The sequence below is a fragment of the Sphingomonas sp. GW821-FHT10F09 genome (genome assembly GCF_058809195.1).
In genome coordinates, this window is the sequence record NZ_JBXASI010000003.1 from 240,670 (window position 1) to 263,860 (window position 23,191).

The 23,191-nt window shown below is 67.7% G+C and carries 15 protein-coding genes; 9 read left to right on the forward strand and 6 right to left on the reverse strand.

Going from position 1 to position 23,191, the window contains the following annotated elements; translation table 11 throughout:
- Positions 1–63: 63 nt before the first annotated feature.
- The 3 genes from AC1RTO_RS11805 to msrB all read left to right on the forward strand — a co-directional run bounded on the left by AC1RTO_RS11805 (position 64) and on the right by msrB (position 3,000).
- Complete coding sequence (locus tag AC1RTO_RS11805) at positions 64–1,296, forward strand: cytochrome P450 (RefSeq protein ID WP_493161036.1); 1,233 nt, start codon at positions 64–66, stop codon at positions 1,294–1,296.
- A 125-nt stretch (positions 1,297–1,421) separates the two neighbouring features.
- Positions 1,422–2,399: an endonuclease/exonuclease/phosphatase family protein gene (locus tag AC1RTO_RS11810; RefSeq protein ID WP_493161037.1), complete on the forward strand. Its 978-nt coding sequence runs from the start codon at positions 1,422–1,424 to the stop codon at positions 2,397–2,399.
- 91 nt (positions 2,400–2,490) lie between these two features.
- The gene (gene msrB / locus AC1RTO_RS11815) at positions 2,491–3,000 is read left to right on the forward strand and encodes a peptide-methionine (R)-S-oxide reductase MsrB (RefSeq protein WP_493161038.1); all 510 of its coding nucleotides are present in this window, start codon (positions 2,491–2,493) and stop codon (positions 2,998–3,000) included.
- A gap of 13 nt (positions 3,001–3,013) precedes the next feature.
- Here msrB and AC1RTO_RS11820 read toward each other — a convergent pair whose 3' ends face one another.
- The 3 genes from AC1RTO_RS11820 to AC1RTO_RS11830 form a co-directional block, all read right to left on the reverse strand.
- Positions 3,014–3,571 (reverse strand): CHAP domain-containing protein, encoded by a 558-nt coding sequence (locus AC1RTO_RS11820; RefSeq protein ID WP_493161039.1) that lies wholly within the window; start codon positions 3,569–3,571, stop codon positions 3,014–3,016.
- Between the two features lie 177 nt (positions 3,572–3,748).
- The gene (locus AC1RTO_RS11825; protein ID WP_493161206.1) at positions 3,749–5,149 is read right to left on the reverse strand and encodes an MFS transporter; all 1,401 of its coding nucleotides are present in this window, start codon (positions 5,147–5,149) and stop codon (positions 3,749–3,751) included.
- An 80-nt stretch (positions 5,150–5,229) separates the two neighbouring features.
- A complete protein-coding gene (locus tag AC1RTO_RS11830) occupies positions 5,230–6,057 on the reverse strand; it encodes an SDR family NAD(P)-dependent oxidoreductase (protein WP_493161040.1) in 828 nt (275 codons plus the stop codon).
- 144 nt (positions 6,058–6,201) lie between these two features.
- Between AC1RTO_RS11830 and AC1RTO_RS11835 the strand changes: the two genes are divergently transcribed.
- Positions 6,202–7,362, forward strand: a complete 1,161-nt coding sequence (locus AC1RTO_RS11835; protein ID WP_493161041.1) for an acyl-CoA dehydrogenase family protein — start codon at positions 6,202–6,204, stop codon at positions 7,360–7,362.
- 77 nt (positions 7,363–7,439) lie between these two features.
- Positions 7,440–8,228, forward strand: coding sequence for an SDR family oxidoreductase (locus tag AC1RTO_RS11840; RefSeq protein ID WP_493161042.1), 789 nt, complete (start codon positions 7,440–7,442; stop codon positions 8,226–8,228).
- 136 nt (positions 8,229–8,364) lie between these two features.
- On the opposite strand, the gene AC1RTO_RS11845 is transcribed toward AC1RTO_RS11840, so the two are convergent.
- On the reverse strand, positions 8,365–10,623 hold the full coding sequence (locus AC1RTO_RS11845; RefSeq protein WP_293872976.1) for an NADP-dependent malic enzyme: 2,259 nt from the start codon (positions 10,621–10,623) through the stop codon (positions 8,365–8,367).
- Between the two features lie 268 nt (positions 10,624–10,891).
- Between AC1RTO_RS11845 and AC1RTO_RS11850 the strand changes: the two genes are divergently transcribed.
- From AC1RTO_RS11850 to AC1RTO_RS11865, 4 genes are all read left to right on the forward strand, one after another.
- Positions 10,892–11,164 carry a type II toxin-antitoxin system RelE/ParE family toxin gene (locus AC1RTO_RS11850; RefSeq protein WP_493161043.1) on the forward strand — a complete coding sequence of 91 codons (273 nt, stop codon included), beginning with the start codon at positions 10,892–10,894 and terminating at the stop codon, positions 11,162–11,164.
- Positions 11,165–11,188: 24 nt separating this feature from the next.
- Positions 11,189–13,774 (forward strand): DNA mismatch repair protein MutS, encoded by a 2,586-nt coding sequence (gene mutS / locus AC1RTO_RS11855; RefSeq protein ID WP_493161207.1) that lies wholly within the window; start codon positions 11,189–11,191, stop codon positions 13,772–13,774.
- Between the two features lie 64 nt (positions 13,775–13,838).
- The gene (locus AC1RTO_RS11860; RefSeq protein WP_493161044.1) at positions 13,839–15,317 is read left to right on the forward strand and encodes a serine hydrolase; all 1,479 of its coding nucleotides are present in this window, start codon (positions 13,839–13,841) and stop codon (positions 15,315–15,317) included.
- Positions 15,318–15,365: 48 nt separating this feature from the next.
- Positions 15,366–18,110: a [protein-PII] uridylyltransferase gene (locus AC1RTO_RS11865; protein WP_493161045.1), complete on the forward strand. Its 2,745-nt coding sequence runs from the start codon at positions 15,366–15,368 to the stop codon at positions 18,108–18,110.
- Between the two features lie 146 nt (positions 18,111–18,256).
- On the opposite strand, the gene AC1RTO_RS11870 is transcribed toward AC1RTO_RS11865, so the two are convergent.
- A complete protein-coding gene (locus tag AC1RTO_RS11870; protein WP_493161046.1) occupies positions 18,257–20,020 on the reverse strand; it encodes a cation:proton antiporter in 1,764 nt (587 codons plus the stop codon).
- A 177-nt stretch (positions 20,021–20,197) separates the two neighbouring features.
- Positions 20,198–23,041, reverse strand: coding sequence for a TonB-dependent receptor (locus AC1RTO_RS11875; RefSeq protein ID WP_493161047.1), 2,844 nt, complete (start codon positions 23,039–23,041; stop codon positions 20,198–20,200).
- Positions 23,042–23,191 lie beyond the last annotated feature (150 nt).

The window sequence follows — 23,191 nt, forward strand, 5'->3', positions numbered from 1 at the left end:
CATAGCCAATTGACATGAGTGTCAGTTGGGTATCTCCTGCCGGAAAACGACAGGAGAGAGATGATGGCGACGCTGATGCAGCCCGAGGTGCGCGTGGACCCGCTCGATGTCAGCCGGGCTGAGCTCTACCGCGACGACGTCTGGCAGGCTCCCTTCGCGCGACTGCGGGCCGAGGCGCCGGTCTATCGCTGCGAACACAGCGACTACGGCCCCTATTGGTCGGTCAGCACCTACAAGCCGATCGTCGAGGTCGAATCGCTTCCCGAACTCTATTCGTCGGAGGCGGGCGGGATTACGCTCGCCGACTTCCTGCCCGAAAGCGATGTGCGCATGCCGATGTTCATCGCGCGCGACCGGCCGATCCACACCGCACAGCGCCGCACCGTCGCGCCCGCCTTCACCCCGTCCGAGATGACGCGAATGAGCGAGAATATCCGCCATCGCACCGGCGAGATCCTCGACAGCCTGCCGTGGAACACGCGGTTCGACTGGGTCGATACCGTCTCGATCGAGCTGACCACGCAGATGCTGGCGATCCTGTTCGACTTCCCGTGGGAGGACCGGCGCAAGCTGACCTTCTGGTCCGATTGGGCGGGCGACATCGAGCTGGTGAAGAACGAGGAACTGCGCAAGCAGCGGCTCGGCTACATGTACGAATGCGGGGCCTATTTCCAGCAGCTGTGGAACAGCAAGCTGGACAAGCCGCAGACGCCCGACCTCATCAGCATGATGATCCATTCGGATGCGATGAGCCATATGGATCATTTCGAATTCATCGGAAACCTGATCCTGCTGATCGTCGGCGGCAACGACACGACGCGCAATTCGATGTCGGCGCTGGCCTATGGCCTCGACCGGTTTCCGGACGCGCGCGCGCAGCTGGAAGCCGACCCGGCGCTGATCCCCAATGCGACGCAGGAGATCATCCGCTGGCAGACGCCGCTCGCGCACATGCGGCGCACCGCGACGCGCGATACCGAGCTGATGGGGCAGACGATCCGCGAGGGCGACAAGCTGGCGCTATGGTATCTCTCCGCCAATCGCGACGAGAGCGTGTTCGGGCCGGATGCCGATGCAATCCGCGTCGATCGGCCCAATGCGCGCCGCCACCTCGCCTTCGGGCATGGCATCCACCGCTGCGTCGGCGCGCGGCTGGCGGAAATGCAGATCGGCATCCTGCTGGAGGAGATGGCGAAGCGGCGGATGCGGGTGAACGTGCTCGACGAGCCGACGCGCGTCGCCGCCTGTTTCGTCCATGGCTATCGCCAGCTGCCGGTGGAAATCACCCGCTACTGACCGCCGGCGCGGGCGGGATGTGACGATGATGTCATCGTCGCTACGTCACCCCGTCATACCGGCATGATTACGCATCGGTCCTACTTCGTGGGGGAGATCGGTCGGTGCGTATGTCGGGTATCGCTGTGTTGGCGTCGATCCTGCTGGTGACGGGCATGGCCGAGCCGCGCTCGGTGATGGCCAATCCCCCGGTGACGATGCACGCCGCCCCCGCCGCCGGCCCGGTGACGATGCTATCCTACAATGTCGAGGGGCTACCGTGGCCCCTGACGCAGGGCCCTACCACGGCGGCGGCGGCGATCGCCGCGGAATTGCGCGCGCTCCACGATCGCGGCGCGGGGCCGCAGGTGGTCGCGGTGCAGGAGGCGTTCGGCGACGCGCAAAAGGCGATCGGCGCGAGCGCGGGCTATCGCTACGCCGCCTTCGGCCCCGCGGCCGATATGCCCGGCGCGCCCGCCACGCGCGCGGACGAGGCCGCCTTCCTGCAGGCCGCGAGCTTCTGGCACGGCGAGACCGAGGCCCCGCATGAGGACAGCGGCCTTGCCGTCTTTTCCGATTATCCGATCGTCTGGGCGCGGCGCATCGCCTTTCCCCGGTTCGCCTGTGCCGGTTACGACTGCCTCGCCAACAAGGGCGTGCTGGCGGTCGCGCTGCGGGTTCCCGGTCGCGCGGATCCGCTGATCGTCATCGACACGCACCTCAACTCGCGTGCCGCGTCGGGGGTGGACGATGCCCGGAGCTTCTACGCCTATCGCCATCAGGTCGATACGTTGCGCCGCTTCGTCGCCAGCGTCGCCACGGCGGAATCGCCGGTGGTGCTGGCCGGCGACTTCAACGTCGGCAGCGATCCGGAACGGCAGGCCTATCTGTCGGACGCCATGTTCGGTGCGCGGGCGATGACGATCGCCGCGTCGGAAAGCAGCTGCGGCGATGCCTGCCGCATCATCGCCCCGGTGCCGACGACGACGAAGGCGAAGACGATCGTCGCCTATCAGGGGCCGATCGTGGCGAAGGGCCGGACGTCTGGTTTCGGCACGCTCGCGGACGGGACGCGGCTGTCCGATCATATCGGCGTCATGCGATCGTTCGCGCTGCGTAGCTGAGTCCGATCAAGCTACTGGAATACCGCAGAGAAATCGGCACTGCATTGGGGGCGGCATGGATTGCCGGCGGGCGGCATCCTATATTCCGGCGATGACCCACGACCCCACCCGCCGCTCCCTGCTGTCGCTGGCCGCCGCCGGCGTCGCCGGTGCCGCTTTATGGGGCTGTCGCAGCGCGCCCGCGGCGGCGGCCGAACGCTACCAAGTGCAGATGAGCGATGCCGCGTGGCGCAAGAGGCTGGGCGACGCGGCGTGGAGCGTGCTGCGCCACGAAAGCACCGAGCGCCCCTATTCCAGCCCGCTCAACGACGAACATCGCGCCGGCACCTTCGCGTGCAAGGGCTGCGCGCTGCCGCTCTTTTCGTCGAGGACCAAGTTCGAGAGCGGCACTGGCTGGCCGAGCTTCTATGCGCCCTTGACCCGTGCGGTGGCGACGCGGACCGACGGATCGTTGATGATGGAGCGGACCGAGGTCCATTGCCGCCATTGCGGCGGGCATCTCGGCCATGTCTTCGACGACGGGCCGAAGCCGACCGGCAAGCGCTATTGCATGAATGGCGTGGCGATGACGTTCAGGCCGGGGACGGCAAAGGCCGCCTGATCGGCGCGGCGGCTTATTCGCCCGCGACCGGGACCACCGGGACGATCGCGGCCGTCGCGATCACGTTGGTATCGATCGCGGGGGTGTCGATCGCAGGGGCAACCTCGACCGCCGGAGCACGGCCCGAATAGATGAACCCGTTGGTGGGATAGCTGGAGGTGCCGAGGCCGCCGGTCGGGCCGTACCAGACCTTGACTTCGCTCCAGTCGCCGGCCGCCGAAACGTCGACGGCGCGGACGTCGCGCTCGATGCCGCCGGCGCGCGACCAGTTGGCGTGGGTGAGCAGCACTTCGCGGTCGCTGACGACGCGCGACACCATGGCGACATGGCCGACACGCATGCGGCGGGTGGATTGGAAGGCGAGGACCGCACCGACCTTGGGTGCATGGCCGCGCTCGTACTTGCCGGCCGCCTGGCCCCACCAGGTGTTGGCGTTGCCGTGGATGTCGATGCCCGAGATCTCACGCGCATAGGGCGCGCACTGCCAGAACTGCGCCATCGCCGGAGTGGCCATCAACAGGCCGCACGAGAACACCAGCGCAAAACGCGCTGCCAACGCCTTCACAGTCATTTGCTGACCCCCCGGTCAAAACCCGTTCGTCGAGGATGTGGCTAGCCGGGGGTTCCGGATTCTCCAATGGCCGCGGGAACCATAAGCGGCGAACTGTGTTTGCGCGCCGACCAAGCGACGCCGAGTCGATAAAGCGGGTCGGAAGGCCTGACCCTTTCGCGTCGCTGAACGGCGAAACTAGCGTGAATCGGTCAGCTTTTCTGCCCCGAGCCGTGCCAGCCGTGCCTCATGCTCGCGCCGCCCGAACGGAAAGCGAGTGAAGCAGAACGCCGCCAGCCCGGCGATCACCAGATAGGCCGCGCCATAGGTGAGCGTCAGCCGGTCGATCGTTGCGACCGACACCTGGCCGGGTGTCGCCTTTTCCGGGAAGCCCGCCACCGCGAGGATCGCACCGGCGAGGAAGATGCCGATGCCCGAGGTGCATTTCTGCACGAAGAACGATCCGGCAAAGAACACCCCCTCCGACCGGCGCCCGGTCGTCGCCTCCGAATCCTCGACCACGTCCGCCATCATCGACGCGCCGAGGATGAAGGCGGTGACGTTGCACGCGGTCGCGACGACGAAGAAGCCGAGCAGCACCGGCAGCAGCGTCGTGCTGCCGACCTCCGGAAGGAGGTGGAACAGGCGCAGCGCATAGGGCGCGATGTTGAAGCTCGCGCCGACGATCACCGCGGTCGCCGCGGCGGAGGGCTTGCTCACCCGCCTGCCGATCCGCGGCGCCGCGACGAAGGCGACCAGCACGCCCCCGAACAAGGCCACCGTCGCATAGACGAAGACGATGCCACGGAATCCCCAGACATAGGTGTAGAGATAGGTCGACATCGCATAGCTGATCCCCTGCACCGTATAGGCGCACAGGCCGGCGAGCATCAGGATCGCGAAGGCGCAGTTCCGCACCGTCTGGCCAAGCTCGCGGAAGCTGTCGCGCAGCGACTGCGCGACGATCGGCGGATTGGGCAGATTGGGGATCTCGCGATGCGTCCCCCAGGCGGAGATCAGGATCGCGACCCCCATCAGCAGCGCGCCGAGCAGCGCATAGCCGACATAGCCGTCGCGGTTGAGCAGGCCGTTGGGAAATTGCGGCGTCGGCGCGAGGAAATAGAGATAGGCGCTGACCAGCATCGTCAGCCCTCCGGCCCAGCCGAACAGGTAGCGCCACGCCATGATCCGGGTACGCTCGTCGTAATCCGATGACAGTTCCGGCGTCAGCGCGACCGACGGGACCTCGTAACAGCTCACCGCCGTGCGCACGAGCACCGCGGCGAGGAACAGCCAGCCGAGCGTCGCCGGCTCTGACAGCGATTCGGGCGGATGCCACAGCAACACCCAGCCGACCATGATCGGCAGCGCCGACCCGTACATCCACGGATGCCGCCGCCCCCAGCGCGTGCGCGTCCGGTCGGAGAAGAAGCCGACCATCGGATCGACGAAGGCGTCGATCAGCAGCGCCATCATCACCACCAGCCCGACCGTCGCCGAGGGCAGGCCGACCACCTGATTGTAGAACAGCAGCAGGAACGTGCCGAACCCGGCATCCTTGACGCCATAGGCGACCGCGCCGAACGCATAGGCGCCCATCGTGCCGCTGCGTAGCCGGCGGGCGGGCGGGACCGCGGCATGGCCGGCGACCGTCGCGGAGAGGGGTTCGGCGCGGGTGCTCATGCCATCGCGGCCAATGCGGTCAGCAACGACGGTTCGGCCGGATCCCAGCTGCCGCGCGTGCCGATCGTCAGGCCGCCGTCGACGAGGATATGCGTGCCGGTGACGAACGCCGCATCGTCGCCGGCGAGGAACGCCACCGCCGCCGCGATATCCTCCGGCCGGCCGGCGCGCTGGATCGGCTGCGCCTTGGCGGCGCTCCGCGCGATCATCGCATCCGCCTGTTCGCGCCGCCCTGCGTCGAGGTCGAGATTGCGGGTGAAGATGCCGGTCAGCACGAAGCCGGGGACGACCGCATTCACCCGGATGCGCGATCCCGCGAGGTTCGCCGCCGCCATCTTGGTGAGGTGGAGCACCCCCGCCTTCGCGGTCGAATAGGCGGTCGGCGCATAGCCGGTGCCAAGTGCCGATACGGACGAGGTGTTGACGATCGCGCCGCCGCCGCGCTGCGCCATCAGCGGCGCGGCATAACGGATGCCGAGCGCGACCGAGCGCAGCAGCAGCGCCATCGTCCGGTCCCAGTCGTCGGGGGCGATCTGGTCGATCGGCTCGCGCGCACCGCCGGCGCCGGCGTTGTTGAACAGGATGTCGAGCCCGCCCGCCGCATCCGCCGCGTGCATCAGCGCCTCGATCTGGTCGGTCTGCGTCACGTCGGTATGCCGGAAGACGATGCGCCCTTGCGACGCGGCGGCCAGCGCCTCTCCGCCCTCGGCATCGATATCGGCGACGACAACGCTGGCGCCCTCGTCGGCCAGCCGCAGCGCGGTCGCCCGGCCGATACCCGATGCGCCGCCGGTGACGACCGCGCGTTTTCCTGCAAACCGCATCCTGGCTCCCTTATGTTTTCGGCAATCATAGTATGGGCCTTAGACGGGTCAACCGATCGCTTTTCGAAATTCGGGTTTGCAGCCGGAGCGGTCCCGCTATACCCATCGCAGCGGATCAACCGCCCCCGCCTCACTGGAACCGACATGGCCCTCGACCCCGACACGTTCGACGCCCTCATCGACACCGTCCGCCGCTTCGTCGCCGAACGGCTGCGACCGCTGGAGGCGGCGGTGGAAGAGGCGGATGCGATCCCCGACGCGGTCGTCGCCGAGATGAAGGACATGGGCCTGTTCGGCCTGTCGATCGCCGAGGAATTCGGCGGACTGGGGCTCGACATGGTCGAGGAATGCCGTGTCGCGATCGAGATGGGGCGTACCACGCCGGCATTCCGCTCGACCTTCGGCACCAATGTCGGGATCGGCAGCCAGGGGCTGGTGATGGCCGGCACCGACGAACAGAAAGCGGCATGGCTGCCGAAGATCGCCAGCGGCGAGATCGTCACCAGCTTCGCGCTGACCGAGCCCGATGTCGGCAGCGATTCCGGGGCGGTGAAGACGCGCGCGGTGCGCGCGAAAGACGGTGACGGGGGCGACATCTATCGCCTGTCCGGCACCAAACGCTACATCACCAATGCCGACAAGGCGCAGCTGTTCACGGTGATGGCGCGTACCGGCGAGGACAAGGGTGCGCGCGGCGTCTCCGCCTTCCTCGTGCCGAAGGACCTGCCCGGCATCACCATCGGCGAGCCCGAGAAGAAGATGGGACAGAAGGGCGCCAAGGTCGCCGACGTCCATTTCGACGACGTCCCCGTACCGGCCGCCAACCGGCTCGGCGCGGAGGGCGAAGGCTTCAAGATCGCGATGCGCGTGCTCGATCGCGGGCGGCTGCACATCAGCGCGGTCTGCGTCGGCGTGGCGGAGCGGCTGATCGCCGACAGCGTCGCCTATGCCGGCGGCCGCAGCCAGTTCGGCCAGCCGATCGCCGGCCACCAGCTGATCCAGGGCATGATCGCCGACATGAAGACCGAGGCGCTGGTCGCGCGCGCGATGGTGCTGGAGACGGCGGGCAAGAAGGACCGCGGCGAGGACGTCGTGCTCGAATCCGCCGCGGCAAAGTATTTCGCGTCGGAGATGGTCGGCCGCGTCGCCGACAAGGCGGTGCAGATCTACGGTGGCGCCGGCTATATCGCCGATTATGGCATCGAGCGCCTGTACCGCGACGTTCGCCTGTTCCGCATCTACGAAGGCACCAGCCAGATCCAGCAGGTCATCATCGCCCGCGAAACTATGAAGCGCGGCGGCTGACGCGATCCCTGCCGCATTTTCCCGATCGAGCGCGCAGCGCAGAGCAGCAACGACGGCCTGAAACCGGAGACATATCGATGGATACCAGCACTCTCTTCCGCCTCGACGGCAAGGTCGCGCTCGTCACCGGCGGCAGCCGCGGCATCGGCAGGATGATCGCCGCCGGCTTCATCGCGCAGGGTGCGAAGGTCTATATCTCTTCGCGCAAGGCCGGCGCGTGCGCGGACGCCGCCGCCGAACTCGGCCCGAGCTGCGTGGCCCTGCCGCAGGACGTCAGCACCGTCGCCGGATGCAAGGCGCTCGCGGAGCAGCTGGCGGCACACGAACAGCGGCTCGACATCCTCGTCAACAATGCCGGTGCGGCGTGGGGCGTACCGTTCGAGGAGTTCCCGGAAAGCGGCTGGGACAAGGTGATGGACCTCAACGTCAAATCGCCCTTCTTCCTGACGCAGGCGCTGCACGGCCTGCTCAAGGCGGCGGGGACGCCGGGCCGGCCGGCGAAGGTCATCAACATCACCTCGATCGACGGCCAACGCCTGAACCCGTGGGAGACGTACAGCTATCACGCGTCGAAATCGGCGCTGATCTATCTGACCAAGCGGATGGCGGCGCGGCTGGTCAGGGATGCGATCAACGTCACCTCGATCGCCCCCGGCGCCTTCCCGAGCGAGATGAACAAGGCCGCCCGCGATCACGGCGACACGATCGCCCGCGGCATCCCCGCCGGCCGCATCGGCACCGACGAGGACATGGCCGGTGCCGCCATCTACCTCGCCAGCCGCGCTGGGGATTATGTGATCGGCGAGACGATCACCGTCGATGGCGGCCTGGTCCATGCCGCGCTGGGGACGAGCATCGACGCCTGACGGCGAGGCCCGACAGGACGTCGTCGTCGCGAGCGCAGCGAAGCAATCCAGAGCGGCACGCGTGCGGCTCTGGATTGCCGCGTCGCTTCGCTCCTCGCAATGACAAGCGGGCGAGCGGCATTCCGGTTACGCGGACCTACCGCGCGATGCCGCCCGCCGCGAGCACCGCCAGCGTCACCAGCTCGCTCGCGGTGGAGGTCATCGGCGCGATCTGCACCGGCTTTTCCATGCCGATCAGCATCGGGCCGATCACGCTTTCGCCGCCCAGTTCGCGCAGCAGCTTGGCGGCGATATGCGCCGACTGCAGGCCGGGCATGATGAGGACGTTGGCGGGGCCGGAGAGGCGCGCGAACGGATAGTTCGCCAGCTGCTTCGGGTTGAGCGCGACGTCGGGCGGCATCTCGCCTTCATATTCGAAGCCGACGTTGCGACCGTCGAGCACCGACACCGCGTCGCGGATGTTGTCGACCCACGCGCCCTTCGGATTGCCGAAGGTCGAATAGCTCAGCATCGCGACGCGCGGTTCGTGGCCCATGCGGCGCGCGACCTGCGCGGTCTGTTCGGCGAAATCGGCGAGCTGTTCGCCGGTCGGACGCTCGTTGACCGTGGTGTCGGCGATGAAGACGGTGTGGCTCTGCCCGACGAGGACGTGGATGCCGAACGGGGTGCGCCCCGCCTCGGGATCGATGACGCGCTTCACCTGCCGCATCGATTCCGCCCAGGTGCGGGTGATGCCGGTAATCATCACGTCCGCTTCGCCGAGCTGGAGCAGCGCCGCACCGAAGACGTTGCGGTCCTGGTTGATCATCCGCTCGACGTCGCGGCGCAGGTACCCGCGGCGCTGCAACCGGCCATAGACGAAGTCGACCATCTTCGGGACCAGCGGCGAATGGCGGCTGTTGTGGACCTCATATTCCTGCGGATTGGCGACGCCCAGCGCCTTCAGGCGATCATAGACGTCGTCGCGGCCGACCAGCACCGGCGTGCCATAGCCGCCCTCCTTGAACGAGATGGCGGCGCGCAGCACCACTTCCTCCTCGCCCTCGGCGAACAGGACGCGCTTCGGGCGCGCGCGGGCGCCTTCGTACGCCAGGCTGAGCACCGACGTGGTCGGGTTGAGCCGCGCCCGCAAAGTCTGCCGGTAGGAGTCCATGTTGATGATCGGCTTGGTCGCGACGCCCGAATCCATCGCTGCCTTGGCGACCGCGGTCGGCACCAGCTCCATCAGCCGCGGATCGAACGGCGACGGGATGATATATTCGGGGCCGAAGCTGTGCTGCACGCCATAGGCCATGGCGACCTCTTCGGGCACCCGCTGGCGCGCCAGTTCGGCGATGGCATTGGCGGCGGCGATCTTCATCGCATCGTTGATGCCGGTCGCGCGCACGTCGAGGGCGCCGCGGAAGATGAAAGGGAAGCAGATGACGTTGTTCACCTGGTTCGGATAGTCCGAACGGCCGGTGGCGACGATCGCGTCGGGGCGCGCCGCCTTGGCCAGTTCGGGGCGGATTTCCGGTTCGGGATTGGCCATCGCGAAGATGATCGGCGAGGGCGCCATGTCCTTGACCATCTCGGGCTTGAGCGCCCCTGCGGCGGACAGGCCGAGGAACATGTCGGCACCGTCCAGCGCCTCGGTCAGGCTGCGGCGGTCGGTGACCGCGGCATGCGCCGACTGCCACTGGTTGACGTCCTCGCGCCCCTGATAGATCACGCCCGTCCGGTCGCACATGATGACGTTGTTGTGGCGCACGCCCATCGCCTTCATCAGCTCGGTGCAGGCGATCGCCGCCGCGCCTGCGCCGTTGACGACGATCTTGACCTCGTCCAGCCGCCGCCCGGTCAGCAGGCAGGCGTTGATGAGGCCCGCGGCGCAGATGATTGCGGTGCCGTGCTGGTCGTCATGGAAGACCGGGATATTCATCCGCTCGCGCAGCGTCTGCTCGATGATGAAGCATTCGGGCGCCTTGATATCCTCGAGATTGATGCCGCCGAAGGTCGGCTCCATCAGCTCGACCGCGTCGATGAAGCGATTCACATCCTCGGTCTTCAACTCGATATCGATCGAGTCGACGTCGGCGAAGCGCTTGAACAGCACCGCCTTGCCCTCCATCACCGGCTTGGACGCGAGCGCGCCCAGATTGCCCATGCCGAGGATCGCGGTGCCGTTCGAGATGACCGCGACGAGATTGCCCTTCGCCGTGTAATCGTAAGCGGTTGACGGATCGTCGGCGATCGCCTGCACCGGCACCGCGACGCCGGGCGAATAGGCGAGCGCGAGGTCGCGCTGCGTCGCCATCGGCTTCGATGCGATGATCTCGATCTTGCCGGGACGCCCCTCCGAATGGAACAGCAGCGCCTCGCGCTCGGAGAACTGGATGGACGCTTCGTCGGACATGGGACCTCGCTGACGGGCTGACTGTCCGGCTCTTGGCCGGTTCGGGCGGGGCTTTCAACCCAAGGCGCGAAGCCTTATGCAAGACACATGAAGCACGAGGCCGGATTCTCATCGCAATCGCTTCCCCTCCCCACGGTCGAGGATTTCGCGCGAGCCAAGGCAGGATATGGGTCCGGCGACGGCGTGGATCATATCGTCGTCCGACAATGGTTGCAGACCTGGGGTGAGCCTGGGCACGTCCCCTTCGCGGAGTGGCTCTCCGCACAGGATGGTTAAGGTCATCTGGCGTCGAAAGGCGCTTGACGATCTCGATGGCATCACCCTCTACATCCAGCAATTCGATCCCACCGCGGCACGGCGGATCAGGACGCGAATTGCCGATCTGGGCGACAGCCTCATCCATTATCCGCGACGCGGCCGACCTACCGAGCATGGGGTGCTGAAACTGACGACCGCACCACCGTACATCATCTCCTACACCCTTGCCGGCGACGTGGTGACGATCCTGTCCATCCGCCACGGCGCCCGCAACACAGACTGAGCCCGCATGACCACCCCCACCCCGATGATGGCGCAATATCTCGGCCTGAAGGCGGAGGCGGAGGATTGCCTGCTCTTCTATCGCATGGGCGATTTCTTCGAGCTGTTCTTCGACGATGCGCGGATCGCCGCACAGGTGCTCGACATCGCGCTGACGTCGCGCGGGGAGCATGAGGGCGAGAAGATTCCGATGTGCGGCGTGCCGGTTCACGCCTCCACCGCCTATCTGCAGCGGCTCATCAAGGCCGGGCATCGCGTCGCCATCGCCGAACAGACCGAGACGCCCGCCGAGGCCAAGGCGCGCGGCGGCTACAAGGCGCTGGTGGCGCGCGGCATCGTGCGCGTCGTCACCGCCGGCACGCTGACCGAAGAGGCGTTGCTCGACGCGCGCCAGGACAATTGGTGCGTCGCGATCGGTGAGGCGGGGGGTGCGGTGGCGATCGCCGCGGCGGACGTGTCGACCGGACGGTTCGAGGTGATCGACTGTTCGGCAGCGGCGCTCGACGCCGAACTGGCGCGGCTGGGCGCGGCGGAGGTGGTCGCGTCCGAGGCGGGCGAGCAGGGCCATGCCGCGACGACGTTGCGCCCGAAGCAGGGTTTCGACAGCGGCACCGGCGAAACCCGGCTGAAGGCGCTGTTCGGCGTCGCCACGCTGGACGGCTTCGGCCAGTTCAGCCGCGCCGGCCTCGCCGCGGCGGGCGGCCTCGTCGCCTATCTCGAACATACCGCAAAGGGCGCCCTGCCCTTCCTCCGCCCGCCCCGGCTGACGCAGGCGGCGGAGACGATGGCGATCGACGCGGCGACGCGCGAGAGCCTGGAGCTGACCTGCACCACCGGCGGGCAGCGCAAGGGCAGCCTGCTCGACTGTATCGACCGCACGGTGACGGGCGCCGGCGCGCGGCTGCTCGCCGCCGATCTCGGGGCGCCGCTGATGGACAGGGCCACGATCGATGCGCGGCTCGATCTCGTCCAGTATTTCCACGATGCCGCCGGCCAGCGCGAACAGGTGCGCGGTGCGTTGCGCGCCCTGCCCGATATTGGCCGCGCGATCGGGCGGCTGGCGGCGGGGCGCGGGTCGCCACGCGATCTCGGGCAGCTGCGCGACGGGCTTGATGGTGCGTGGCACCTCGGCGAACGGCTGGCGAAGATCGACGCGCCGCTCGCGCTGCTCGATCGGGTCGCGCCGAAGCTGCGCGGCCATGGCGCGCTGATCGACCTGCTCAAGCGCGCACTCGTACCCTCGCCACCGATCGAGGCGAGCGACGGCGGCTATATCGCCGCGGGTTACGACCTCGCGCTCGACGACCTGCGCGATGCGGGCGCGGGCGGGCGCAAGGCGATCGCCGCGCTGGAGGCGGAAATGAAGGCCGCGACCGGAATCGCCACCCTCAAGATCCGCCACAACAACGTGCTCGGCTATCATGTCGAGGTACCGGCGCGGTTCGCCGATCCGCTGATGCAGCCCGACAGCGGCTTCACGCATCGCCAGACGCTGGCGGGCGTCGTCCGCTTCAACACGCCGGCGCTGCACGAGGTCGCGGCGCGCGTGTCGCAGGCGGGCGCGCATGCGCTCGCCGCGGAGGCCGCGCATCTGGAAGAACTGACCGCCGCCGCGCTGGCGCATCGCGAGGGCGTCGCCGCCACTGCCGACGCACTCGCACGAATCGACGTCGCCGCCGCGCTCGCCGAGCGTGCATCGGAAGGGCAATGGGCGCGGCCCGCGCTCGCCGATCATGCCTGTTTCGATATCGTGGGCGGCCGGCACCCGGTGGTCGAGGCGGCGGTGGCGAAATCGGGCGACCGCTTCGTCGCCAACGATTGCACGCTGACCCCGGATTCGCGGCTGTGGCTGGTCACCGGCCCGAACATGGGTGGCAAATCGACCTTCCTGCGCCAAAATGCGCTGATCGCGGTGCTGGCGCAGGCGGGCAGCTATGTTCCCGCGACCAGCGCGACCCTGGGGCTGGTCGACCGGCTGTTCAGCCGCGTCGGCGCGTCGGACAATCTCGCGCGCGGGCGGTCGACCTTCATGGTCGAGATGGTCGAGACCGCGGCGATCCTCGCGCAGGCGACGCCCAACAGCTTCGTCATCCTCGACGAGGTCGGACGCGGCACCAGCACCTATGACGGGCTCGCCATCGCCTGGGCAGTGGTCGAGGCGATCCATGAGGACAATCGCTGCCGCTGCCTGTTCGCGACGCATTACCACGAGCTGACCCGGCTGGCGGAACGCTGCGAGGCGTTGACGCTGCACCACGTTCGTGCGCGCGAATGGAAGGGGGAGCTGGTGCTGCTTCACGAACTCAGCACCGGACCGGCGGATCGCAGCTACGGCCTCGCGGTGGCGCGGCTGGCGGGCATGCCGCCGGCGACGGTGGCGCGCGCAAAGGCGGTGCTGGCGAAGCTGGAGGCGGGGCGCGCCAAGACCGGCGGACTGGCGGCGGGCCTCGACGACCTGCCGCTGTTCGCCGCGGCGCAGGTCGCCGAAGAGGAGCAATGCGATGCGATCCGCAGCGCGGTCGAGGTGCTCGACGTCGATGCGCTGACGCCGCGCGAGGCGCTCGATACATTGTACCGGCTGAAGGCACTGGCGATCGCCACCCCCGACTGAGCCGGATTGACCCCTTGTGTGTTGCTCGTATATTACACCAATACACACTGGGGAGATACACTTCATGCGCCTGGCATCGTTCGCCTGTGGCGTCGCGCTGGTCGCCGCCGTTCCGGCCTCGGCCCGACCGGCCGACACCGTGCCAACCCGTATCCGCGACTATCTGGCGCAATGCCATGCATTGGCAGTGTGCAACGGTGCCTATATCGTTGCGCGGGATGGCAAGCCGGTGTTTCGCGGCGCGGTGGGCGATGCCGGCGATAGCGCCCGCAACGCGCTGACGCCGGACCATGCGTTCGACATCGGTTCGGTATCGAAACAGTTCACCGCCATGGCGGTCCTGACGCTCGCGGCCGCGGGCAAGTTGTCGCTTGCCGCCCCCGTCACGACCTATCTGCCCGATTTTCCCTATCGTGACGTGACGGTGGAGCAATTGCTCAACCACACGTCGGGGATTCCCGACATGCTCGATTCCTACGGCGCCCTGCTGCGCAGCGGCAAACACAGCGCGCCACTGACCGGCCGCGAGGTGGTCGCGATGCTGGCCGCAAAAGGCCTGCCGCTCCGCACACCGCCGGGCAGCGCCTTCGCCTATAACAATACCGCCTATATGGTTGCGGCATCGTTGGTCGAGGCGGTCGCCGATGAGCCGTTCGACGCTTATCTGCAACGCCGGTTCTTCGGTCCGCTGGGCATGACGCACACGCGCGTGCGCACCCCCGCCAACGAAGCGTCGATCGCCCCGCGGGCATGGGGCTTCCGCCCTGCCGCGGACGGCACGCGCCGACCCAACGAACAATTGCCCGGCTTCTACGTGCGGGGCGCGGGCGGCATCTATTCCACCGTGTCCGACCTGTTGATCTGGGAGAATGCGCTGCCGAGCGGCCGCGTCGTGCCGGTTGCGTACTGGCGCCGCGCCATCACCCCGGTGCGCCTGACCGATGGCAGGACCTATCCCTATGGCTATGGCCTGAAGCTGAAACCGGCATCGAACGGGGCCCGCCGCTACAATCACGACGGCGACTGGCGGGGGTTCAAGGCCAATCTGGCCTCTTATCCGGACAGCCGCGTCACCATCGTCCAGCTGACCAACAACAGCGAGGACGACAGCGCCGACGTCAACGAAGAGGCGCTGGCGCAGCTGGCGATCGGCGGCGATGCGGCCCCCGTCAAGCCGCCGATCGGCCGCGACCTCTACGCACGGCTGAACGACCCCACCGCCGCGCGCCGCTGGTTCGCGACGCAACGCACTGCACAGCCCGGACATTACGACATCCGCGAGGACGAGCTGAATGCGCTCGGCTATCGCCTGCTCGAGAGGAAACAGGTCGACGCCGCGGTGACCGTGTTCGGGCTCGCCGCGGACGCCTTCCCGACATCGGCCAATGCGTTCGACAGCCTCGCGGAGGCGCAGGAGGCGAAGGGCGACATCGCGGGCGCGCGGGCGACGATGCACCGGGCGATGACGATCGCCCCCGGGTTGAAGCCGATCGCCGACCATGCCACGCGGCTGGATGCGATGCCCCTGCCGGCTGCGAAGTAAACGCCGCGGGGGATGGCAAGCCGGCGATCGGGACGGTAAGCGTCGCGTGTGGCAGGCCGTTTCGATCACATCCCCAACCGTCGCACGATCATCGACCGGCGCGCGCTCGCCGAGCGGATCGCGGCGATCGATGCCAGCGATGCCGCCCTGCGCGCGCAGGTCGCGGCGACGCTGAAAACCGCGCTCGTCGAGGGGCGGGCCGAAATCGAGCGGCGGCTCGCGACGCATCCGTCGCGCGGACTGGAGGCGTCGACCGCGCAGGCCTATCTTACCGATGCACTGCTGCGCGTGCTGTTCGACGTCGCGACGCAGCGGCTGCATCCGATCTCCAATCCGACCGCGGGCGAGCGCCTGACGCTGATCGCGGTCGGCGGCTATGGCCGCGCAGAGATGGCGCCCTATTCCGACGTCGACATCGGCTTCCTCACCCCCGGCAAGCAGACGCCCTGGGCGGAGCAGGTCATCGAATCGATGCTCTATGCGCTCTGGGACATCGGGCTGAAGATCGGCCATTCCAGCCGTTCGCTCGACGAGATGGTGCGCCAGTCGAAGGCCGACGTGACGATCCGCACCGCACTGCTGGAGGCGCGCTACGTCACCGGCGACACCAGTCTGTACGACGAGGCGGCGACGCGCTTCAAGGCGGAGGTGCAGCACGGCACCGAGCGCCAGTTCATCGCCGACAAGCTCGCCGAGCGCGACGCGCGTCACCGCAAGATGGGCGACACCCGCTATGTCGTCGAACCCAACGTCAAGGAGGGCAAGGGCGGGCTGCGCGACCTGCATGCGCTGTTCTGGATCGGCAAATACATCCACGACGTGCAGCGGGGTGCCGATCTGGTCGCTGCCGGGCTGCTGACCGCGGAGGAATATACGCTGTTCCACCGCGCCGACAATTTCCTGCAGGCGGTGCGCTGCCACCTGCACAGCGTCACCCGCCGGGCGGAGGATCGGCTGACCTTCGACGTGCAGCGCGAGATCTCGACGCGGATGCGCTTTTCCGATCGCCCCGGCAAACCCGCGGTCGAGCGGTTCATGCAATATTACTTCCTGCAGGCGAAGACGGTCGGCGACCTGACCGGCGTGTTCCTCGCGCATCTCGACGAACGGTTCGCGGCACGCGGGCGGCGGTTCGGGCTGCCGACGATCCGGCGGCGCCCGGGCCGGTTGCAGGGCTTCGTGCTCGATCGCGGCCGGCTGGCGCTGCCGCGCGACGATTATTTCATCGAGGATCCGGTCCGGCTGATCGAGATCTTCCAGCTCGCCGACCTGCACGGCGTCGAGATCCATCCGCTGGCGATGCGGGCGGCGAACCGCGACGCGCGGCTGATCGCCCGCCACCGCCGCGATCCCCGCGCCAACGCCCTGTTCCTCGACGTGCTGACCAGCCCGCGCGATCCCGAGCTGGTGCTGCGCTGGATGAACGAAGCCGGGGTGTTCGGCCGCTTCGTGCCCGATTTCGGCCGGGTCGTCGCGCAGATGCAGTTCGACATGTACCACCATTATACCGTCGACGAGCATACGATCCGCGCGATCGGGCTGCTGGCGCGGATCGAGCGTGGCGAGCTCAAGGAGGATCATCCGCTCGCCTCCGCGATCATCCGGCACATCGTGTCGCGGCGGGTCCTGTACGTCGCGGTGCTGCTGCACGACATCGCCAAGGGGCGCGGCGGCGACCATTCGATCCTGGGCGCGGAGGTCGCCGAGCGCCTCTGCCCGCGGTTCGGCCTGAGCCCGGCCGAGACCGAGACGGTGGCGTGGCTGGTGCGCTGGCACCTGCTGATGTCGGCCACCGCGTTCAAGCGCGACCTCAGCGATTTCAAGACGATCCTCGATTTCTGCGAGGTGGTGCAGAGCCCCGAACGGCTACGGCTGCTGCTGGTGCTGACGATCGTCGATATCCGCGCGGTCGGACCGGGGACGTGGAACGGCTGGAAACGCCAGCTGCTCTCCGACCTGTTCGAGGCGGCGGAAGAGGTGCTGCGCCTCGGCCACAAGCAGCGCGGTCGCGGCGAACGGATCGCGACGCGGCAGGAGAATCTGCAGGCGACGCTCGGCTGGGACGATGCGCGCTTCGCCGCCTTCGTCCGGCGCTTCCCCGAGGCGTATTGGATCGCCGAGCCCGACGACGTGCTCGCGCACAACGCCCGCTTCATCGCCGCCGCCGGCGATGCGCAGCTGTCGATCGACGCGCAGGTCTATTCGGAACGCGGCGCGACGCTGGTGACGATCTATGCCGCCGACCATCCGGGCCTGTTCTATCGCATCGCCGGCGCGATCCACGTCGCCGGCGGCAACATTATCGACGCGCGCATCCACACCACGCGCGACGGCATGGCGATCGACAATTTCCTCGTGCAGGACCCGTTCGGTCGCCCGTTCGACGACCTCAGCCAGCTGGGGCGGCTCAGGACCGCGATCGAGGATGCGCTCGCCAATCGCGGCAAGCTCGCCGACCGGCTGGTCGCCAAGCCCGCCGCGCGCACCCGCGCCGACGCGTTCGAGATCGTCCCCAACGTCCTGATCGACAACCGCGCCTCGAACCGCTTCACCGTGATCGAGGTCAACGCCCGCGACCGGCCGGCGCTGCTCAACCAGCTGGCGCAGGCGCTGTTCCAGTCGAAGGTGACGCTGCATTCCGCGCATGTCGCCACCTATGGCGAGCGCGCGGTCGACACCTTCTACGTCACCGACCTGACCGGCGACCGGATCGTCGCACCGACGCGGCTGAAGACGCTGGAAAAGCGCCTGCGCACCGCCGCGGCGGGCGAATCGATCGACGTGGCGGCCTGACCTAGGGCCGATCGACATTCGGATGATGACGTGCCGAAAACGGTGGTTTTTGCGTGACCCGGAGCGCAGCGTACTATCGGTACGTGAGCACCGGAAGCGCGCAAAACCGCCGTTTGCAGGTCGTCAGGGCTGAATGTCGATTGGCCCTAGGCCACGCTCGGCGGCGCGAAGGTCAGCATCGTGTCGCCGCTCTCGACCACGGGCCGCTGGCCGGTCGAGAAGAGCAGCAGGCGCCGGTCGGGCTTGAGCACCGCGACCGGTTCCGCCGCCGGAGCGAGGCGCGCGCGATAGGCGTCGTAGGTGTGGACGTCGGTGATCCGGGTGCGGCCGAACGACCAGCCCGCCGCGACCCGCTGCTGCAACTCGTCGACCGTCTCGCCGCCCTCCAGCAGTACCCGTCCACGCCCGCGGGCGCGGCGATCCTCGTCGACGCCGGTCTGCGTCAGTTTGTCGGTGCCGACCTCCGGCCCCAGATCGCCGCAGACCAGCGCATTGTAGGAATCGCTGTCGGTCGCGGCGATGACATGCTGGAACTGGAGCATGTCGAGCGTGTCCTGCGTCACCTCGTCGAGGATGTCGCCGCGATGTACCTCCAACTGCTGTTTGCGTGCGGCGCGCAGCGCGAACTTCGCGGTGTCGGCGACGGTGACCTTCAGCCCGAGCGCCTGTAGCGCGACACCGAAGGCGGTGGTGAAGCTGTTGGCGCCGACCAGCAGCACCCCCTCCCCCTTGCCCTTGTCGATCCCGAGCCGGCGCGCCACCCAGCCGGCGGAGAAGCCGTGCGCGAAGATCGTCGCGACGACGACGCCGAACACCAGCGGCACCAGCGCATCGGCGTCCTTCATCCCGAAATCCTCCAGCCGCAGCGCGAACAGGCTCGTCACCGCGATCGCCACCACGCCGCGCGGCGCGATCCAGGCAACGAACAGTCGCTCGCGCCGTGGCATCTTCGAGAAGGCAAGGCTGGCGAGCACTGTCACCGGCCGCACCACGAACAGCAGCAGGAACAGGAAGATCAGGAAGCGCGCCTGGAAGCGTTCGATCACGCTCCATTGCAGCGTCGCCGACAGGATGATGAACACGCCCGAGATCAGGAGGACGGCGAGGTCCTCCTTGAAATGCTTGAGCGCGGCGGTCGACTGGGTCTGTCGGTTGGCGAGCACCACGCCCATTACGGTGACGGTGATGAGCCCCGTCTCATGCTTGATAAGGTCGGCGAGGACGAAGCCGGCGATGACGGTGACGAGGACGCTCGGCGCCTTCAGATATTCGGGGATATAGCCACGGCGGAAGGCGGTCGTCAGGCCGAACCCGAGGCCGACGCCGATCAACCCGGCGACCAGGGTCGCGGCGGCGACGTCGAACCCGATCGCGACGACGCTGCGGTCGGGACCGACATAGGTGATATATGCATAGATCGCGACCGCGAGCAGCGCACCGATCGGGTCGTTGACGATCCCCTCCCATTTCAGCGTGTCGCGCACCCGCGCAGGGACACGCAGGGTCCGCAGCATCGGGCCGATCACGGTCGGCCCGGTCACCACCAGAATGCCGCCGAACAAGGCCGATATGCCGAGCGGCAGCCCCGCCCCGTAAAAGGCGGCCGCGGTGCCGAGCACCCAGCCGACCGGTACGCCGATCACCACCAGCCGCAGCACCGCCGATCCGGCATGGCGCAGGTCGCGGAAGTTGAGGCTGAGCCCCCCTTCGAACAGGATCACCGCGACCGCGAGCTTGATAATCGGCTGCTGCAACGCGCCGAAGTCGCGTTGCGGATCGATCAGCCCCGTTACCGGCCCGGCGAGCACGCCCGCGATCAGCATCAGCGCGATCGCCGGCCGCCCGGTGCGCCACGCGATCCATTGCGCGCCGATGCCGAGCACACCGATCAGCGCCAGTTTGACGAGCAAGGAATCGAAGATCAGCGGCTTTCCCCTTTTGGCGTTCCCAATCGCTCCCACCGGGTGTCGGTTCCGGTCGCAGCGGCAACCATGTTGCGGCGCAGCGAAGACGTAGCGGGACGGATGCCAAAAGAAAGGGCCGGCCGCATCGCTGCGGCCGGCCCAGTTGGTCGTTGCCTCGTGGGATCAGAAACGGGCGCGGATGGTCGCGCCGTAAGTGCGCGGCTCGGCGAGGAACTGCGAGAACAGCTGGCGCGAACCGGGATACTGCGGATCCTGGAACGCCGCCGACGTGCCGCCTTCCTGGAATGGCGAGTTGAAGGCGACCTGCGCATAATCGATGTTGAACAGGTTCTGGCCCCAGAATTCCAGGCTGAACTTCTCGTCCGGGGTGCGCAGGCCGATGCGCGCGTTGACGATGGCATAGCCGTCCTGCGTCTTCTGCGGGAACAGGTCGGAGCCGGTGTTATAGTCACTCGTCACGCGGGTATCGGCGTAGAACAGCGCCGAATAGCCGCCGCCGATCTGCGGCGTCCACGATGCCGAGGCGGTGGTGACGATATCCGCAGAGTTCGACAGCCGCTGCCCGGGCAGCTTGCGCAGCGACTGGTTGAGCGGCGCACCGGCGCCGGTCCCCACCAGATTGTCGCGATAGCCGGTGTCGGTGAAGGTCGCGCCCAGCGACACGCGCACGTCGCGCGCCGGTGCCAGCGTCGCCTCGAGTTCGACGCCCTGCGCCCGGACGCCATAGCCGACGTCGCCCGAGGGGCAGGCGCCGCTGGTGCCGGCCGCGGCGTTATAATTGCTCGCGGCGGTGAACTTGCTCTGGTCGCGGTCGGCGCCGTTGAGGTTGGTCGAACAGCCGTTGATGTTCTGGACGATGAAGACGCTGCCGTCGAAGGTGTTGAGCTGGAAGTTCTTGAAGTCCTGACGGAAGGCCGCGACGCTCAGCGTGAACGGGCCGGTGCCGTATTTCGCGCCGATCTCGAACGAATTGACCGTCTCCGGCGCGAACTGGAGCGCGCCGACCAACGCCTGCGCGCCGCCCTGCGAGGCGAAGGAGAAGGTCGGCAGCTTCAGCGCCGAACGGTCGAGGTTGAACCCGCCCGCCTTGTAGCCGCGCGAATAGCTGCCGTAGACGAGCAGGTCGTCGATCGGCTTCCACGACAGGATGCCGGTGCCGGTGAACTGATCCTCCTTGCGCTGGCTGTTGATCGTGACGCCGTTCAGTTCCGAGGTGGAATTGCCCTGGCACGACAGGCCGATGATGCCACCCGCGACGGCGGCGAGCCCAGCGTTGGACAGGAAGGGCGTCAGCGCCTGCTGGTTGGCGACGCAACCGGTGTTGTCGTTGGTGAACGCGGCGTCGAACTTCTTGCGTTCGTTGGTGTAGCGCACGCCCAGCGTCAGATCGAGCGTGTTGGTGAGGTGGACGATATTGTGCGTGAACAGCGCCCAGTTGCGGCTGTTCTGGTTGTAGACGTCGCGGGTCGAGCCCTTGTCGTTGATCGCGTCCAGCGTGTCGATCGCGCGCACGATGGTCGCGCCGGCCGCGCCGAATGGCCCCGCCGCGCTCGACAGCGCGCCGCGGCCGCCCGCGGTGATGCAGCCCGCCGAGGTCGGCGAGTAGAAGCCGGCGAGCGCCCCGCCCGAGATCAGGCGACAGGTCGCGAAACGGCCATAGTCCCGCCCGAAGCGCAGGTTGTCGAGCACGCGCAGGTCTTCGTTGGCGAAGAAGCCGCCGACCAGCCAGTCGAGCTTGTCGTTGAACAGCGACCCGTTGAGGCGGACTTCCTGCGTGAAGGTGCGGAAACGGCGCGCCGCATTGCCGTTGGCGGCACGATAGAGGATGTCGACGCGGCTGTAGTCGGTGTCCGACCCCTGCGACGAATCATAGTCGCGATAGGCGGTGATCGAGGTCAGCCGGGTGCTGCCGAAGTTCCAGTCGAGCTGGCCCGAGACGCCCCAGTCCTTGGTCGTGCCGGCGAAGCTGCGGCCCTGGCTGACCGAGACGTCGCGGCTGTAGCCCGGCCGATTGACCAGATTGAGCGGCTGGCCGAGGTCGCGGATGACGTTGACGATGTTGTTGCCGCTGCTGCCGGCGAGGCCGCTCGAATTCACCGAGCCCAGCCCCGCGTTGACCGAGGCCAGCGGCTCGTTGAGGTTGCCGATCGCCTGGTTGACCGAGCGGTCGACATAGGTCGCCGCGCAACATTTCTCGTCGCGCTTCGTGTAGTCGCCGATCAGGCGGAAGCTGATGTCGGCGCTCGGCTCGAAACGCAGCTGGCCGCGCACGAAATAGCGGTCGCGATCGTTGACGTCGGTGTTGTTGGTATAGTCGCGGTAGAAGCCGTCGCGCTTGACGTAAACGCCATCGACGCGCGCCGCGATCGTCTCGCCGAGCGGCAGGTTCAAATTGCCGGCGACGCGATAGAAATTGTAATTGCCGTAGGTCGCCTCCGCCCCGCCGGTGAAGCCCTGGAAGGACGGCGCCTTGCTGACGATGCTGATGAGGCCCGCCGACGAATTGCGGCCGCCCAGCGTGCCCTGCGGGCCGCGCAGCACCTCGACCCGGTCGATCTCGCCCAGTTCGGTGAGGCCGATACCCGAGCGCGAGCGGTAGACGCCGTCGATGAACACCGCGACCGAGCTTTCGAGGCCGGGGTTGTCGCCGACCGTGCCGATGCCGCGGATACGGGCCGAGCCATTGGCTTCCGATCCGGTCGACGACACGAGCAGCGACGGCGCAAGCTGGTTGAGCTGGCGGATGTCGTTCGCACCCGAATTCTGCAGCGTCTCGGCGGAGACAGCGGAGATGGCGACCGGCACGTCGGCGAGCGCCTGCGCGCGGCCCTGCGCGGTGACGACGATATCGCTGACGTCGGCCTGATCCTGCGTCACCGAGGCGCCCGCGGCAGCCGACGTCGTCTGCGTCGCGGGGGTCGCCTGTTCCGGAGACGTGTTCTGCGCCAGGGCGGGCGTGGCAATCGCGATCGTCGCTGCCGACAGCAAATATGCGGTAAGGCGCATGGTCATCTCTCTCCTGAACGATTTCGTTTTTCGAATATCGGGTTTTCTTTTGAGGCTAGGGTCGCTCAGGCGTGAGCGTCTACCAATTTGTACCCGAAATCCGACTTTTCGAACGGAGTGTCGCCAATGCGCAACACCGGGCCCATTGCC

Bases quoted from the DNA above. Each gene is read 5' to 3' on its own strand.
- AC1RTO_RS11860 (WP_493161044.1), top strand. From the start codon at position 13,839: ATGCGCCTGGCATCGTTCGCCTGTGGCGTCGCGCTGGTCGCCGCCGTT.
- AC1RTO_RS11850 (WP_493161043.1), top strand. From the start codon at position 10,892: ATGGTTAAGGTCATCTGGCGTCGAAAGGCGCTTGACGATCTCGATGGC.
- mutS (WP_493161207.1), top strand. From the start codon at position 11,189: ATGATGGCGCAATATCTCGGCCTGAAGGCGGAGGCGGAGGATTGCCTG.
- AC1RTO_RS11805 (WP_493161036.1), top strand. From the start codon at position 64: ATGGCGACGCTGATGCAGCCCGAGGTGCGCGTGGACCCGCTCGATGTC.
- AC1RTO_RS11825 (WP_493161206.1), bottom strand. From the start codon at position 5,149: ATGGGCGCCTATGCGTTCGGCGCGGTCGCCTATGGCGTCAAGGATGCC.
- AC1RTO_RS11830 (WP_493161040.1), bottom strand. From the start codon at position 6,057: ATGCGGTTTGCAGGAAAACGCGCGGTCGTCACCGGCGGCGCATCGGGT.
- AC1RTO_RS11845 (WP_293872976.1), bottom strand. From the start codon at position 10,623: ATGTCCGACGAAGCGTCCATCCAGTTCTCCGAGCGCGAGGCGCTGCTG.
- AC1RTO_RS11835 (WP_493161041.1), top strand. From the start codon at position 6,202: ATGGCCCTCGACCCCGACACGTTCGACGCCCTCATCGACACCGTCCGC.
- msrB (WP_493161038.1), top strand. From the start codon at position 2,491: ATGACCCACGACCCCACCCGCCGCTCCCTGCTGTCGCTGGCCGCCGCC.
- AC1RTO_RS11840 (WP_493161042.1), top strand. From the start codon at position 7,440: ATGGATACCAGCACTCTCTTCCGCCTCGACGGCAAGGTCGCGCTCGTC.
- AC1RTO_RS11820 (WP_493161039.1), bottom strand. From the start codon at position 3,571: ATGACTGTGAAGGCGTTGGCAGCGCGTTTTGCGCTGGTGTTCTCGTGC.
- AC1RTO_RS11875 (WP_493161047.1), bottom strand. From the start codon at position 23,041: ATGCGCCTTACCGCATATTTGCTGTCGGCAGCGACGATCGCGATTGCC.